Genomic DNA, 12,441 nt, shown 5'->3' on the forward strand with positions numbered 1-12,441 from the left:
TCACATTAGGGCAAGATGAGGACGGGGGATTGAGTGTTTCTTACTTTCTTAACCCACCCTTCTGCGTGGGACAATTGCTCAGATCTTGCACCCGTCTCAGTAAGCTGAGCGATAAGGACTTGATGATAATCTCAAACCCTCGCTCAGCCACGAGGTCTCGGTGCTTGTAAATCAGGTTAACGTCTCAAGCACGGTTTTGTAGACCAGCGGGACGGGCGACTGCTCCGCTGAGTTTAACTTAATCCCAGGTAAGCCATCAAATATCGCGATATTTGATGGCTTACCTGATACCGCCTACCCCGGAAGATGAAGTAGCGCAGTTGAAGCGTCGGGTTGAAGCACTGGAGCGACGGATCGCGCTGTAACGGCTTTTTCAGTGAGGACTCCGAGCAATAGCCCCTTAGACAAAGAACCCGATTTAAATTGCTAATAAACTATTTAGATTATTGTGCTATGTTTATAGATGATTACCTAAAAATAGATCAATGAAACTTGTGTAGACATGAATGCAGATGTTTGCCGATGCTTGAATCTCAAATCAAGTACGGCTGTTAGCTCAAGTCCTGATCATTTCACCGCTCGACACTGGGAAAGAACCGTCAAGCAGAAGTTTCTGTCGCTTCGTTGAAGTAATGCTTGCTGACCTTTTCTTTCAGAGCCTAAAGTCTTTGTCTTACTCCTATTAAGGTTTTTACTGCAAACTTTGCTCTAGCAGTTACTGCTTGGCACAGCTACTTGATGTTAACAAAAGTTGCTTTTGCCTTAGTTTTAGCAGTCGTGACTTGGCAGCAAATTCTCTACTGAGCCAGCTTGCCCTTGTTTGGGCTTTTGACTGACCAATTTGTTTAATTTAGATTGTTCAATGCCAATCTAGCTACTGATTTTGATCAGGCTTAGATCAAGGCAGCTACATCTTCAAGTGAGCTATCTCTCTACTGATTGAGAATACTCACTCAAAGATACTATTGGATCAAAAATGTAGCTTTTGTTACCATTTTTAAGAAGGAAGTACAAATCATGTTGACGACTGATCAAGCGCAGGATAGCATTTTTTGTTCGAGCGCTGTTATCGAACGCATTGTCCCAGAAGATAACCAATTTGCTTTCCGACAATGGCACCAGACTTTGTTGAGCAGCATTCAGCAGTCGGAGGGTTATGTTCGGGTTGATCTGCATTCACCTCTGGAGTGTAAAAATGGTGTACTCAAATGGTACTCAATATTGCACTTCGATTCACCGATGCATCTCAGCGATCGGTTCACCTCTAGCGATCGCCAAGCGATTATGAAATCTGGGCAGCAATTTTTTGAAACTTACCGCTTCAAATCTTTTACAACTGGCTTAGAGGGCTGGTTTTCCAATCAGGCTGGAGCTGAAATGACTAGCTTAGTACCTTCAGCTTGGAAACAAGCGTTAATCGTCGTCTTGGGACTATATCCAGTCGTGTTTCTGCAATCGAAACTGTTTGAATATTTGGGTGTTATGCAGTCCTGGTCTTATGCCGGCTCCATGCTTGTCAATCTGTTTATCACGACTATTCTCCTTATCTGGTTTGTGTTGCCTCAAATCACTCGTCCTCTAGAGTTTTGGCTGCAACCTGCCTACGTGTTGTCTCATACCAAAACAGAGTTGATGGGAGTTAGCACGATCGTCTCAGCGATGGCTGCAATGGTTTTGTTGTTTAACTACTAGACCCCAAAATAGCAACACTCAACTAAGTGTCACCCGCCGCGAACATTTGGCTGAAACCAGAATGACGGAGTTTTTAGAATCATGGATACTGGTTCTCACCAATACTTGAACGCTGTTTCAATTGTCGCTTCAAAGCCTGCTCATATTGCCGCTCGGCACTGGGAAAGAACGGTGAAGCAAAAAAAATTGCCTCTCTCGCTATGTTGAGGTGGTGCTTGCTGGTTCTTGCTTTCAGGATTTAGATTTTCCCTAGTTTTCGGTGCAATTTCCACTTTAAGCCAAGTTCAACTAGCAGTAGATGGGTTCATTTCATGCTGAAGTGGATGGCGTTCGTTTAGGGTTTTGATTCGCTCAAGCGGGGCAACCATAAATTCAAGTAGGAGTTTCGACAACGGTGGTTTTGCAAAGTCAGACAAGGAGATTCGTGATAGGCATTTGCCCCTGCTGCTCTTGTCCATTGCTGCGGCATATTTGTCATCGAAGAATCTACTGGTTCTGTAGAAACTGTTGGCAAGAAATGCCGTTAATAGAAGTAACTCGGATAGCACCAGTGTCGAGAAAGACGTTTTCTAGCGGTCATTAATTTAGGATTTCAATCATGGTCTTTCTGAGGCAACGGACAGATTTCTTGTGCAATTGTGGTTCTATCACAATTATTTAAATCACTGGTTCAGTATTTGTGCGATCTTTATTCTATTTGTATCGACTGTTCTGTCTTTTCTAGGATTGATTGACGCATCATTCATTGAAGCTGACCAGGTTCCTAAATCTATTTCAAGTGCTTTTTAGCGATCGCACGATTGATGGTCATTGTTTGCCTCGGTTCTATGGTTATCACATTGCTTTATGGTTTGACTTCGGCAGCAGGTTGGCACAACGCCTACTGTAAGTGACTGTACAAAAACCATATTTTGAGGACTACTGTTTGTAGTTTTCACTGAAGTTTATTATCTAAATTGGAGAAGAGGTCATGGCATCTCAAGTTTTAATTTTGGGTGGAACTGGACGTATTGGCAGACAAATTGCAGCAGATTTGCTAACGCATACTGCGGTTCAGATCACGCTCTCAGGACGCAATCTAGGCGTGGGAAACCAACTGAGTCAGCAGTTGGGCAATCGCTGTCGCTTTTTGCCCTTTGATTTAGAAGATTGGGTTCATCTGCGTGACTCGATCGCACAGTCCGATCTAGTGATTCATTGTGCAGGTCCTTTTCATCACCGAAATGCGACTGTTCTAAAGACTTGCATTGATTCAGGCGTGAACTATCTCGATGTCAGCGATCATCCTTCTTTTACTTGTAAAGCGATCGCGCTTCGAGCCAAAGCAGAAGCCGCAGGAATTACCGCTATCGTCAATACAGGTGTCTTCCCAGGCATTTCCAATAGCATGGTGCGGAGGGATATTGAGCAACTTGACGAAGCCCAAAAAGTTCATTTGAGCTATGTGGTTGGCGGATCTGGAGGTGCAGGACTCACGGTCATGCGATCGACCTTTTTGGGGTTGCAGCGTCCATTTGAAGCTCAAATCAATAGTAAGCGACAAAAAGTTCGACCTTATAGCGGTCGTGAGATCATTGATTTTCCGCACTACGGTAAAGTTGGGGTGTATTGGTTTGATATGCCTGAATCTTTTACAATCGCCGATACTTTCCCCGTCGAAACGGTGGTCACTAAATTTGGCTCAGTACCTCGCTTCTACAACTATTTAACGTGGAGTGTGGCGCGATTGTGGCATCCCAAGCTTTTGGAATCGCGCAAGGTGATCGAATTTCTTGCCCGAATAAGCTATGCCATGACACAGATTAGCGATCGTTTTAGCGGGATTGAGGTCGTAATTCGCTCGGAAGTCACTGGACTCAAGCATGGACAATCGATGCGCTGTGTTTCAACGATGTTCTATCCCAACACTGCTTGTGCTGCGGGAATTGGCACTGGGACGATCGCGGAATTATTGCTGTCTGGAACTCTAAAAAAGCCTGGAGTTTGGACACCGGAACAAGCAGTCTCTACATCAATGTTTGAAGTAGCGATGCAAAGCCGAGGCGTTGCAATCCAGCAGCAGTTACTACCAAATTCCAACTGCCATCTGCTTCAATTTCCTTCCGCTGTAGCGCATTAGCGTGCCATGTCATTGTTTGTTACATTTGCAGTCGCTTGTTCTGCACTTTATATTTCCAAAGTTGTAGAAGAAGAAATAGTTGGTATTTTTGCAGCGATCGTAGCACTCCTTAGCTTTGTTCTAAGCCTTGTTTTAGCGCCGTGGTTTGTCCAGGTGTCTATACTGCTTTCTATCTTTCTTTGGCAATCTCCACATCGTTCACTCCTTTGAGGCTAGTCAACCTATTGATTATCTATGCTTTTCAAGCTTGACTGATTTGCAAGCACGGCAATTGTTCCTAACAACTGAGTTCGCGGTTTAGATTTAGCACATCGCCGTCTCAAGACTTTTGTTATCACCACGCTCTCATTAAATCTAACACCCGCAAGATTTGAAGCTCAGTTTTTTAATTATGGATTCACGTTACATGTTACGGTTCTGCCTTTTCAATTGCATTGTCATTGAGTTAGTTTTTCCACCATAGTTACCCTGTGCGATGTGTCACGTTAACTGCTAAACGATTACCGGGAGAAACTTAATGAAAGCTCAATTGATCAACGTTAAACGAAGAGTTAAACCCATTCTACTAACACCAGACGAAGCCAGAAGCAATCAAGCAAAGCTACTTGTGATTGATGTGCAAAACCAAAATTTATGACTCGTATGATTCCAGGAGGGCAGCGGCTGAACATAGATGTCTTACTTAAAGACATTCCAAGCAATCAGCCTGTTTTGATTGCCTGTCTCACTGGACAACGCAGTTTTATCGCGGCTCAACAGCTAATTCAACGAGGTTATTGCCAAGTTTACGTTCTGAAAGGTGGACTCATGGCTTGGCAACGAGCAGGCTATTCCGTATGGCTAACTTAGATTCCCGCCAAGTTTCTCACTTTCTATTGCATTTGCTCAAGCGTGAGGTGAAATTGAATCAATGCTAGATAAAATTTTCAATTCTCCTTTTAGCGTTGGAGTTGAAACGCTGTTTTTGCTGATCGTCTTGGTCGCGATGGAGGCAGTACTCGCCGCAGATAATGCGATCGCACTGGCAACATTGACTCGAACCTTACAGCACCCAACGCTAGAACGACGCGCCTTGAATATTGGGTTAGGGCTTGCTTACGTTTTCCGAATACTGCTGATTGTGGGTGCAACCTGGGTTGTACAGTTCTGGCAATTTGAACTTGCCGGAGCGCTCTATCTCTTGTGGTTGGTTTGGCAATATTTCACAACGGCAGAAGCAGACAGTGGCAAGCCTATTCAAGCGCGATCGCTCTGGCAAATCATTCCGTTGATTGCCTTGACTGATTTGGCTTTTTCTCTGGATAGTGTGACGACTGCGATCGCGATTTCTCAAGAACTTTGGTTGATTATTCTGGGAGGGACGATTGGAGTAATCGCACTGCGGTTTTTAGCAGGATTATTCATTCGCTGGCTACAAGAATTCACTCATTTAGAAGATGCGGGTTATCTTGCAGTTGCCTTGGTTGGACTGCGTTTGTTGCTCCGGGTTGCCAGTCCGGATTTAGTGCCTCCTGAATGGATGATGGTTAGTTTGATTGCGGTGTTGTTTGTGTGGGGATTCTCAAAGCGTATTCAGCTACCCTTACAGAACTCGCCGAATGCATCTAAAATTACTGAGCATGAGATGGGTCTCAATGAATAATCGATACTGTTGGCGAAGTCGAAACGCAGTGCTCATATCAGAATTGAGCTAATAATTTCCTGCTATCTCTGAAGCGCTAGGAGGAACGGACTTATGCTAGGCGTTCCCGTAGCAATCGGATCAAAAACAAGATAACTCCTAAGAAACACACTCCGGAGCAGTAGGTTTAGCGACGAGATCAAAGCCGAGAGGACGAAAAACTATGAGAGTTAGGACTGTGATTCCTGGCCCGATTTTGTTCACCGTTGAGTTGCGCTGCTCAACCGAAAAACGTTATCGAGTCAGTGTTACTTTAGATTTGCAAGAGTGTTATATCTTTATGTCGTCTGGAATTCTTCCGAATGTTAGCGATGCTATTAAGACTTTGATTCGCAACTGAGTGAGATTGCGTCCAATCACCTCGCATTGCTCAAGTAGGATGGCACGATCGACTTGACGACTGAATATCAAATCGTTCGAGTGTTGCCGGGATGTCAGATTGAATGATCGCTAGCGAAATTCAACATCGTCGGGGGTAACGGTTCACTGATTCAAGGGGAGGAATTGCACCACAAAATCACCATTCAACTCTAGGAAGTTGGGCGTTAGGGAGCCGCCGATTACCTCTTGGGATGTGAAGCAATTCTTGAATAGTCTCTAAGTCAAACAGGCTGAGAGGTTTGTTTCGCGAGATCAGTCGAGATCGCTCTCGCAGTTCGAGAGATCCATTTAGTGGCGATCGGCATTCTCCAGCCCGTACCAAACGCGCGATCGGTGATTTTCAGTCCCGGTGGCGCTTGGCGGCGCTTGAATTCTGCAATGGTTACGAGTTTGATGATGCGATCGACAATAACTTGCTCATGTCCAGCAGCAACGATTTCGGTAGCGGACTGATGTTGATGAATTAGGCGATCGAGAATATCGTCCAAAATCTCGTAGGCGGGCAGCGAGTCTTGATCCACTTGTCCTGGCTTTAACTCAGCGCTGGGTGCTTTGGTGACGATGTTGGCAGGGATGATGTCAGAACCTAACCATTTGCAGATCGAGTAGACGCGGGTTTTAGGGACATCTGCGATCGCGGCAAGCCCCCCGTTCATGTCGCCGTATAGTGTGCAGTAGCCAACCGCCATCTCAGATTTGTTGCCCGTAGAGACGAGCAAATAGCCGAATTTGTTGGAGATTGCCATCAACAACGTGCCCCGAATTCGAGACTGAAGATTCTCCTCAGCGATGCCAAACTCTGTCCCGCTAAACAAATCTTCTAAAGTTTGGTCATAACGTTGCATGAGATTCGCGATCGCCAACGTCTGAGTCTTAATCCCAATATTTCTAGCAAGTTCTAACGCATCGTCAACTGAGTGATCAGAACTGTAGGGCGACGGCATCAAGACACCCAGCACATTCTCAGCACCGAGAGCAGAGGCAGCGATCGCGGCAACCAACGCCGAATCAATGCCGCCACTTAACCCCAACACGACTTTAGAAAAGCCACACTTGCGCGCATAGTCTCGCACGCCCATCACCAGCGCTGCCCAAATCTCGGCTTCGTCACAGTCGAGAGCAGGCGCGATCGAGCTAGGCAGAAAATCTTGAGTGTCGGGGTTGTAGTCGATCGCCACCCAATCTTCATTAAAGGCACGCGCCCGACACACTAAATTTCCGTGACGATCGACGGCAACACTGTTTCCGTCAAAAATCAAATCGTCATTGCCGCCAACTTGATTGGCATAGACGATCGGCTGATCAAATCGGATCGCTCCATGTTGCAGCATCGCTTCTCGCAGCCGTTGCTTACCAACCGTGTAAGGAGATGCCGACAGATTAATCGTGAAATCAACACCTTGTTGAGCGAGATCGGCGATCGGATTCAGCGTATACGTCCGTTTGCCCCAAAACTCTTCATCATTCCAAAGGTCTTCGCAAATGGTCACGCCCATCCGAACCGACTGCCCCAAATGCTCTAAGGTGAACTGGTTTGGCTCGTTTCCAGGCTCAAAATAGCGGTCTTCGTCAAACACGTCATAAGTCGGCAACAGGCGTTTGTGAAAGATCTGACGAATGGTTCCCTGTTCTAAAAGGGCAACGCTATTGAATAGAGGCTTGCCGCCATTTTGGTGCGATCGAGGATTCGGCTCTACAGTTCCGACTAAAACCGCAACGCCTGTCGGCAAATCCTCCGCCAGCGTTAACAGGGTCCGCATCATCGTCTCAACAAAACTGGGATCGAGCAACAAATCGCGCGGCGGATATCCGCACAACGACAACTCTGGCGTAAGCAGCAACCGCACGCCTTCACTCGCGGCTCGCTGCGCGGCGTTTAAGATTCGTTGAGCATTTCCGTCTAAATCCCCGATCGTCGGGTTGAGTTGAGCGATCGCAATCTTCACTGTCAGCCTCCTTTCTTACCTGAGCCGTCAAATAAATACCAAGGGTTTGTCTTTTAGAGGCGCAAAGGCTTCGGCATCAAATCGATAGAGACTTGCCGGACGACCCGCCCCCCGTGAGGCTTTGATTCCGGTGTCTCTGAGAAAGCCGAGTTTGAGCAGGCGCGATCGGAAATTTGAATAATCTGAGAAGTTTTCTCCCAGCACTGTGGTGTAAAGCTGGAATAAATCACTCAGCGTAAACACTTCGGGCAACACATCAAACGCGACGGGGCTATATTCCAGCTTGTTTTTGAGTCGGCAGTGTCCATATTCCAAAATCGTGTTGTGGTCAAACGCCAACTGCGGCAACTGATCTAAGGGATACCAGGCAATGCCGCTTACCCCATCGGCAATCAATTCGGCTTCGGCATAGCGCACCAGCGCAAAATAGCTAACCGACAGATAGCGCACTCCATAGTTGTCATCTGCCTCACGCGGGTCACGATTCGGACCTCCAAACGTGTAGAGTTGCTCCAGATAGAGGTTTCGCACCCGAATCTTTTCAGCTAAAATTCGATAGGCTGCATTTTCTAACGATTCGCCTTGTCTGACCAGCGTTCCGGGCAAACTCCACTGTCCTAGGAAGGGTTCTTCCTGGCGCATCACCAGCAGCACCAGCAGCCGATTCAACGCTGTATCGACTGAGAAGATTGCGTTATCAACGCCCACTCTAAAATCTGCTAACGCCTCTCCTTTTAATAAGTGGGCAATTTTTCTCTGCGTGCGTGACATCTGTACAGTTGCTCCCGATCGATATAAGCCTGAATCGGAGAAGTCACTCCTTCGGTTTCTCCCTGTTCACGATAGGCGGTAGATGAGACGTTTGGGGCATTGAGATCGGCGATCGTCACATCGGCTCCGATCTGTCTCAACGGGTCTAACTCGCTGTCTGTGATCGAGTATCCGGGTCGGGGCACCACCAAAAGTTTGACTCGATCGAACAAGTCTCTCGCCCGAAACCATTTTGGCAGTTGACGCACCAGATCAGACCCGACCACCAGCGTGAATTCTGCATTCTGCCAGCGTTCCTGCGCCCGTTCAACCGTGATCACCGTGCGAGAACTGCTCAACTCTGGATACACCTGAATGTTGCGTAAGTCTAAATCACCAATCAGCAATCGCAACATCTCAGTCCGATGATCTAACGCCGTTTGGTGAGACTTAAATGGGTTATCAGATGCCCACACCGCGACCTGATCAAAGTGCTGAGAGAGCCAGCACAAAATGGCAAGATGTCCTCTCGTAGGGGGGTCAGCGCTAGTGCCAAACAAAGCAACTTTTAACATAAGTTAGATGGGTGAAGGAGAATCTTTGGTTCCAAAACGTTCACGACTCGGCTGTTTTTCGTCGAGTTTTTTCGATCAGAGCAGACAGATGATCAGACAGATCTAACGGAATCGATTCGGGCTGATTGATATCTCGAACGGAGGGAGGCAAACTGGCAACAGAGGCGCGGGTGCGTTCAGCGATCGTACTCAAACTGTCTGATTCTTGCATTCGCTGCCCCTGCTTGAAAACAAGCTGCATTAAAGGCTGTTCGTGATCAGGAGTTTCGTGGATTAAACTTAAGCGATCGCGCTGCACGATTCCGTTCTCAACGCGACGAAAAATCTGCTTCCGCCCTGGATAGGTAATCTTGCCAGGAGACTCTTTCATCACCGGAATGTCGTCAATTTCCACCAGTTTATAGATTCCATTTACCGGAGAGCCTGTCACAAGCTGCGTTCCAATTCCATACCCATCAATACAGGCTCCTGCTGCTTTAAGTTCAGCAATCTTCCATTCATCCAAGTCACCGCTGGCAATGATGGCGACTCCTGGCAATATTGCCCGTACCTGCTGAGACAGCGACCCCAAATCACCCGAATCGATTCGCACCGCCGATAGCTGAAGATTCCCTGCTTTGATCTGGTCGGATAAGGCATGAGCCGCGGCGATCGTGTCATAGGTGTCAATCAACAGCGGCGCACCGGGAAAATAGCGATGAAATGCCGTAAATGCCTCTGCCTCAGTGCCTTCTGTCGCACTCAATGCCATCACGAGCGCATGTGCCATCGTGCCAGACGGGACGCGTCCTAGTTTGACAGCGGCTAACACGTTAGAGGTGGCATCTAATCCGGCTGCGAGGGCTGCACGAGCCGCCCACAAAGCACCCTGGGGACTAAAGGCTCTGCGAGTGCCAAACTCTAATAGAGTTGCGTCTGCTCCCGCTACGTCACGCATTCGCGCCGATCGAGTCGCCACCAGTGTTTGATAGTTCAGCGTGTTTAATAGATAAGTTTCGACGAGTTGCGCTTGCCAGAGAGGAGCTTCTATCCGCAGCAAGGGTTCGTTAGCGAAGATGGCGGTTCCTTCTGGCACTGCCCAAACATCGCCACTAAACTGAGCTTCTCGCAGCAGCGTCCAAAACTGGGCGAGTGCATGGTCAAAAATGCCGATCGACTGGAGCGCTTCAACCTGAGCAGAACTGAATCGGAATTTCTCTAAGTAGTCCAGCGCTTGAGCAAGTCCCATTGCAATCAAGTATCCGCACCGAGGCGGCAATCGACGGACGGTAATCTCAAAGCTGGCGCGGCGCTGGTCTATATTTTCGCCCACATAGCAGGCTGCCATCGTCAGTTGATAGAGGTCAGTGAGAAGGCTGTAGTCGTCTGGTGTTAGAGTCAGTTCTACGTCTTCCACCCGATTCTCCTTAAATTGGTTAAGCGTCGCATTCACGTTGACGACTTTCTGAATTATAGTCAAAAGAACCAAAAATAGGCAAGCAAGAAATCAGTCTTTTTTGTCTGTCAGACGCAAATCTTCTAAAAAATCATAAATTTACTGACGTTTAGAGTTTGATGAAGTTATATTTTTAGTATTTTTTATCAAAAATGTCTATCTTGAGTGAGAGGGCGATCGCCAAAAGCAACGAGCGTTTCAGGAAGCTCTGATAACTATTAAAAATAGGTTAAGAGAAAGTCTAAACAATTAAGTCTTTCGATCGCAAAACTAACTGAGATCTAGCATAATTTTTGTAGAGGCAAAATCGCTACAAGCACGCTACACAAATCATTTGCTCTCAACAAATCCCACCTATTTTAGAGGTGAATTTTATGCGCCTTCCCAAACTAATTGATGATGTGATTGCCTACGTTTCGGGTGCCCTGACTCGCATCTTTGGGCTTAACGACGATGCCTATCCCCCGACAGGAACTCAGCCTTACGAGGGTGAGCCGTCTCGTAAAAAACGGTTTTCAGATTGGTAACGATCGCTCTTTAACGTCACTCACATTGACTTCTGTTTTGTACTGTTAAGCCCAACGAAGAAATCTTTTCTCTGTTGGGCTTTTATCTGGCTTGCTGACGCTCACTCTTCCAGAATTGCCCCTCGCTGTCTCAAGTCGCGCCGCAGATCTCTAGAGAAGTCTGCGGTTTGCCCAAATCGCGTTCTCTCGACTCTTGCCCCAATTAGATCGGTGTCGATAAGAATCGCTCCCCGCAAATCAGCGCTGCTCAGGTCTACACCATAGAGACTGGCACCGCTCAGGGTGCGACCTCTACTTGATTTAGTAGGTCAAGCATGATATCACTGAGTGAGGCAACCAAGAGGTGGTGAGTATGAGCGCTCAATTGCTGAGTCAAGAAGGGACGCAAGTCAGGATAGAAGTGACGATAGACCTGAGTCATTCGCTGCTGACCAGTGAAGAAGCGATTCAGGAAAGCCTCAACGAGGCGGGTCGTATTGCCACTACAGCCGCTCTTGAGTATCTGGACACCGACGGTTCAGCCATTGAGATTGCCGGAGAGGTGATGCGAACCAAAGGCAAGCAGCCCAAAGCGTATCAAACGCCCTACGGAGAAGTCGTGATTGAACGCCATGTCTATCAGCGCTCTGGAGGCGGGAAAACGGATTGTCCGCTAGAGCGAGCGTCTCGCATCATCATCACCTCCACGCCTCTGTTTGCGAAACAAGTGTCCTCGAAACTGGCGTATGGTTCCGCCCGAGACGTGCAGCGAGACTTGGCTGAGAATCATCAACGCCCGGTCGCCGTGTCCTACATCCAGCGTCTCAGTGAAGCGGTGGCCACGATCATTGAGGTGAAAGAAGAAAGTTGGGACTATGTGCCCCCTCAACTAGACGCTGAAATTGCCAGTGTTGCCATTGGCTTAGATGGCACCTGTATGCTGTTGTGCGACACCGGATGGAGAGAAGCCATGGTCGGCACCATCAGTCTGTATGACGCGTTTGGAGACCGACAACACACCATTTATATGGGAGCCACCCCCGAATATGGCAAGGCGACGTTTCTGGAACGGCTAGAGCGAGAAATCGCGCGCACGAAAGCCCGTTATCCCCAAGCCACCTATCTCGGAATTGCGGATGGGGCAGCCTCAAACTGGCAATTCCTCAACCGCCATACCCACGAACAAGTGCTGGATTTCTATCATGCCTCTGGGTATCTCGGTGCGGTGGCGGTGGCCCTCTATCCCATTAATTTAGCCCAGCAACGGCACTGGCTTCAGGAGAGTTGTCATCATCTCAAACATGACCCAGGGGCAGCCACTCACCTCTATCAACAGATGCTGGAGTTATCTCAATC

Annotated in this window: 12 protein-coding genes; 7 read left to right on the forward strand and 5 right to left on the reverse strand. The window is 47.7% G+C overall.

Annotated elements, in window-relative coordinates:
* The first annotated feature begins 1,017 nt into the window (after window positions 1-1,017).
* The 5 genes from A8707_RS24260 to A8707_RS28645 all read left to right on the forward strand — a co-directional run bounded on the left by A8707_RS24260 (window position 1,018) and on the right by A8707_RS28645 (window position 5,832).
* Entirely contained in the window at window positions 1,018-1,692 is a 675-nt protein-coding gene (locus A8707_RS24260) for a hypothetical protein (protein ID WP_068819786.1), read from the forward strand.
* Window positions 1,693-2,662: 970 nt separating this feature from the next.
* Window positions 2,663-3,811, forward strand: a complete 1,149-nt coding sequence (locus tag A8707_RS24265; protein WP_068819788.1) for a saccharopine dehydrogenase family protein — start codon at window positions 2,663-2,665, stop codon at window positions 3,809-3,811.
* 633 nt (window positions 3,812-4,444) lie between these two features.
* Window positions 4,445-4,660: a rhodanese-like domain-containing protein gene (locus A8707_RS24270; protein WP_068819790.1), complete on the forward strand. Its 216-nt coding sequence runs from the start codon at window positions 4,445-4,447 to the stop codon at window positions 4,658-4,660.
* Window positions 4,661-4,721: 61 nt separating this feature from the next.
* Complete coding sequence (locus A8707_RS24275) at window positions 4,722-5,453, forward strand: TerC family protein (RefSeq protein WP_068819792.1); 732 nt, start codon at window positions 4,722-4,724, stop codon at window positions 5,451-5,453.
* A gap of 202 nt (window positions 5,454-5,655) precedes the next feature.
* Window positions 5,656-5,832: a hypothetical protein gene (locus A8707_RS28645; RefSeq protein WP_156518855.1), complete on the forward strand. Its 177-nt coding sequence runs from the start codon at window positions 5,656-5,658 to the stop codon at window positions 5,830-5,832.
* Between the two features lie 262 nt (window positions 5,833-6,094).
* On the opposite strand, the gene A8707_RS24280 is transcribed toward A8707_RS28645, so the two are convergent.
* The 4 genes from A8707_RS24280 to A8707_RS24295 are packed head-to-tail and all read right to left on the reverse strand — an operon-like array spanning window position 6,095 to window position 10,603.
* Window positions 6,095-7,819: an NAD+ synthase gene (locus A8707_RS24280; RefSeq protein ID WP_068819794.1), complete on the reverse strand. Its 1,725-nt coding sequence runs from the start codon at window positions 7,817-7,819 to the stop codon at window positions 6,095-6,097.
* 27 nt (window positions 7,820-7,846) lie between these two features.
* Window positions 7,847-8,590, reverse strand: a complete 744-nt coding sequence (locus A8707_RS24285) for an NUDIX hydrolase (protein ID WP_068819796.1) — start codon at window positions 8,588-8,590, stop codon at window positions 7,847-7,849.
* Complete coding sequence (locus A8707_RS24290; protein WP_068819798.1) at window positions 8,554-9,144, reverse strand: nicotinate-nucleotide adenylyltransferase; 591 nt, start codon at window positions 9,142-9,144, stop codon at window positions 8,554-8,556. Before A8707_RS24290 ends, A8707_RS24285 begins: the two co-directional genes overlap by 37 nt.
* A gap of 40 nt (window positions 9,145-9,184) precedes the next feature.
* Window positions 9,185-10,603, reverse strand: a complete 1,419-nt coding sequence (locus A8707_RS24295) for a nicotinate phosphoribosyltransferase (protein WP_331711743.1) — start codon at window positions 10,601-10,603, stop codon at window positions 9,185-9,187.
* A 350-nt stretch (window positions 10,604-10,953) separates the two neighbouring features.
* Between A8707_RS24295 and A8707_RS29345 the strand changes: the two genes are divergently transcribed.
* The gene (locus tag A8707_RS29345) at window positions 10,954-11,106 is read left to right on the forward strand and encodes a hypothetical protein (RefSeq protein WP_197485032.1); all 153 of its coding nucleotides are present in this window, start codon (window positions 10,954-10,956) and stop codon (window positions 11,104-11,106) included.
* Between the two features lie 101 nt (window positions 11,107-11,207).
* Here the strand turns inward: A8707_RS29345 and A8707_RS27710 are convergent, their stop codons facing one another.
* Window positions 11,208-11,387 (reverse strand): pentapeptide repeat-containing protein, encoded by a 180-nt coding sequence (locus tag A8707_RS27710; protein WP_156518856.1) that lies wholly within the window; start codon window positions 11,385-11,387, stop codon window positions 11,208-11,210.
* Between the two features lie 71 nt (window positions 11,388-11,458).
* Here A8707_RS27710 and A8707_RS24300 point away from each other — a divergent pair.
* A partial coding sequence (locus A8707_RS24300; RefSeq protein ID WP_068819698.1) for a hypothetical protein occupies window positions 11,459-12,441 on the forward strand: 983 nt, incomplete at its 3' end.

It is taken from the genome of Phormidesmis priestleyi BC1401 (genome assembly GCF_001650195.1).
In the GTDB taxonomy this organism is placed as follows: Bacteria; Cyanobacteriota; Cyanobacteriia; order Leptolyngbyales; family Leptolyngbyaceae; genus Phormidesmis_A; species Phormidesmis_A priestleyi_B.